Annotated in this window: 1 protein-coding gene; it reads right to left on the bottom strand. The window is 48.9% G+C overall.

The genetic code is table 11. From position 1 onward, the window contains the following. Window positions 1–1856, bottom strand: a 1856-nt coding sequence (gene dnaE / locus JF818_RS15030) for a DNA polymerase III subunit alpha (RefSeq protein WP_198892828.1), incomplete at both ends; no start/stop codon positions are given.

The raw sequence follows: 1856 nt of genomic DNA, 5'->3' as shown, positions 1-1856 counted from the left end.
CCTTCATTACCTGTTCCTGGTAGACGATGACACCGTAGGTGGTTTTCAGTTCCTCTTCCAGTTCAGGGTTCGCATAGGTAATGGGTTGTTTGCCAAGTTTGCAGTTGATGAACTGCGGGATATAGGCCATTGGTCCAGGTCGGTAGAGTGCATTCAAGGCAACCAGATCCTCTATATCATTGGGTTTTGCTTCCTTGAGGATGTTCTGCATTCCTTGGCTTTCAAACTGGAATACTGCGTTGCTCTCACCTCTGCCAAGCATGGCAAAGGTCTTCTCGTCTTGTTCGTCGATCTCACTTGCATTGAAGGTGGGATCCTTTTTCTTGATCAAGTCTTCGGTATGTTTGACCAGGGTGAGTGTCTTGAGTCCCAGGAAGTCCATCTTTACCAACCCACACTCCTCAATGAGGTCCATTGAGTACTGGGTGGAGATGGCTCCGGTCTTCGCGTCACGGTAGAGAGGTACATAGTTGAGCAGGTTCTCCTTGCCTATGACTACTCCTGCCGCATGGGTGGATGTGTGCCGGTTCAGACCTTCAAGACGGCGTGCCGCATCGAAGAGTTCTGCATAGACCCCGCCCTTCTTTTCCAGCTCTACCAGATCATTGTTCTGCTCGAAGGCCTTCGTCAAATTCATCTTTGGGTCATCGGGGATGAGTTTGCAGATATTGTTCGATTCCTCGAAAGGAATATCCAGTACCCTTGCAACATCCTTCACTACAGCCTTTGCTTTCAAGGTACCGAAAGTGGCAATCTGGGCAACTCGTTCAGTTCCGTAGTGCTCGGTTACGTAGTTGATGACTTCCTGCCTTCTCTCGTAGCAGAAGTCAATATCGAAGTCCGGCATGCTTACCCGTTCAGGGTTGAGGAATCGTTCAAACAGCAGGTTGTATTTGATTGGATCAACATCGGTTATTCCCAGTGAGTACGCTACAAGGGAACCTGCACCAGAGCCTCGCCCTGGGCCTACTGGGATGTCGTGGTTCTTTGCCCACTGGATGTAGTCCATGACGATAAGGAAATACCCTTCGAACTGCATCTTGGTGATGATATCAAGTTCGTAATCAAGACGTTTCTGGAGTTCTTCGGTGATGGTATCATAATGAGATCTCAAGCCCTCATTGGAGAGGTGGCGAAGATAGTCGGCAGTATCACTGAACTCGGGAGGAACTTCGAAGTTTGGCAGCAGGGGGCCGGGGAAGTGGATCTCCAGATTGCATCGCTCTGCAATCTTGGCTGTATTCTCAATTGCCTCAGGACACCAACTGAAGAGTTCTCTCATTTCCTGCTCACTCTTCATATAGAATTCCTGGTTGGGAAAACGCATCCTGTTTGGGTCATTCTTCTTGGAGTTCGTGCCAACACAGAGCAGAAGATCCTGGGCGTTTGCATCACTCTTTTCGATGTAGTGGATGTCATTGGTGCAAACCAAGGGGATACCTGTCTCATCACTGATCTGTTTCAGCAATGGATTGGTTTTCTTCTGTTCAGGCAGTCCGTGGTCCTGCATTTCCAGGTAGTACCGTCCATCATCGAAGACAGAGGCGAACCACTGTGCCCTCTCCTTTGCCAGGTCATACTGGTCGTTGAGCAGATGTTGCAGAATCTCACCGCCAAGGCAGGCCGATAGGCAGATCAAGCCTTCATTGTGCTTGATAAGCAACTCGTCATCGATTCGGGGTTTGAAGTAAAACCCTTCAGTATAGGAAATCGAGTTGAGTTCCATCAGGTTATGGTATCCCTTCTCATTCATTGCAAGGAGAATGAGGTGGTACTGGTTGGGCTTTTTTCCTCCTGGAAGAGGACGCTCTGTATGATCCTTTGGATTACTGTAGAACTCACACCCTATAATGGGG

It is taken from the genome of Sphaerochaeta sp. S2 (assembly GCF_016406725.1).
In the GTDB taxonomy this organism is placed as follows: domain Bacteria; phylum Spirochaetota; class Spirochaetia; order Sphaerochaetales; family Sphaerochaetaceae; genus Sphaerochaeta.
The sequence above is the reverse complement of the archived record's forward strand: the minus strand, read 5'-3'. Positions and strand labels throughout refer to the sequence as shown.